The organism is Mesorhizobium sp. P5_C1 (assembly GCF_054049815.1).
The window spans coordinates 1-1014 of sequence record NZ_JBFULQ010001101.1; the positions used below are offsets into that span (position 1 = coordinate 1).

Sequence of the window (1014 nt, forward strand, 5' to 3'; positions counted from 1 at the left end):
GGCTTGAATGGCCCCGGCCCGAGCTTCGATGCCAATGATTTTTCGGCCGCCGTCAGCCTGGATTTCAATGCCGCCAAACACTTCCAGTTCGACAATSAGTATGGTCTGAACATCGGTATTTTCGCCGGCTATGCGTCGACCGATGTCAACCTCGGCGCGTTCCGGGGATTTGACGCCATCGGCGAAGGCACCAACAAGGCCGGCATGTTCGGCGGCTACGCGCTGGTCTCCGCCTCCGGCTTCATCGGCGGAAGCGATGTGACGAACGGCGTGCTCGGCACCACCGGCAGCTATGACACCSARGGCTAYGCGGTKACGGCATCGGTCGGCCACATCTTCAAGCTGRGCGAGCGYACCCGTTTCGATCTGCGMGGCGGCCTGCTTGGCGTTTCGTTCCGTGGCGATCCCTACACCGACAGCGGCGGCAACGAGTTCGGCAAGAGCCGGCTTTCTTTTGGCGCGATCAAGTTCGAGCCCGGCATCTATGGCGATTACACGCTAAGCAACGGCATGGTGATCAGCCCSTATGCGCGGGGCGAATTGCAGCAGCGTTTCGGCTACAAGAAYACSACCGAAATCGACACCAGGGAGATCGACTTCGACGATGCSGATTTTTCCGCCGCGCTGTCGACCGGCTTCAACCTGAAGRTGTCGGAKTTGACCACCGTCAACGGCGAAGTCCGTGGCAAGGCTTCGTCCGACAGTTCCACCGTCGGCGCCAARCTCGGGGTCAAGCTCGCCTTCTAGCTAAGATGTTTGATCCCAGGCTTTGACTGGGCATACTTGTCCTCAGAATCAAGGGATGCGCAATGGGCCAGGTTCTGCATGGGAGCGTTGGGGTGCGGCAGAGCTTCTTGAGCTAAGGCGCAACATGGCCGCAGCGATGCCGTTCGGAGACCGATCCAATACCGGTCGAGCTATCTTGCTTGGGTAGCTACCGGCCTCATTCTCAATCGATTCACAGTACACTGTTGCGGTTGACTGTCGGCGAGCAGAGAGTGAACTCGCCAAGGG

Annotated in this window: 1 protein-coding gene; it reads left to right on the forward strand. The window is 59.4% G+C overall.

Going from position 1 to position 1014, the window contains the following annotated elements; translation table 11 throughout:
* The coding region (locus ACXJ7R_RS34165; protein ID WP_457155644.1) for an autotransporter domain-containing protein at nt 1-747 on the forward strand (747 nt) is incomplete at its 5' end.
* Nucleotides 748-1014: the final 267 nt, after the last annotated feature.